General features: G+C 35.6%; 1 protein-coding gene. It reads right to left on the minus strand.

The window, feature by feature from the left end; genetic code table 11:
- Positions 1-261 (minus strand): hypothetical protein (locus SB786_RS36705; protein ID WP_410731647.1); only part of this gene is annotated, 261 nt, incomplete at both ends.

Raw genomic sequence — 261 nt, forward strand, 5'->3', positions numbered from 1 at the left:
TGATTCATCTGAAATTAAAGCTGCAGTGCTTGATCCCGAATTTATTTTAAAAATTCCAGCTCCTAATGTAGAAGCCGATAGCAGTGATGCCATTTCTATAAAAACATAGACATTGTAAATTCCGGTTTCTGGAGCAATAAATTCCTGGTTTGTAACATTAAAATTGAGCCCTTCATTTATCTCTAAAGTTGGGAAATATATTTTTTGCCATCCAGACAGCAAGTTCAAAGACAAAACTGAAAAACCGTTTCCGCCAATCCC

Source organism: Burkholderia sp. SIMBA_062, assembly GCF_046534765.1.
Classification (GTDB): domain Bacteria; phylum Pseudomonadota; class Gammaproteobacteria; order Burkholderiales; family Burkholderiaceae; genus Burkholderia; species Burkholderia ambifaria.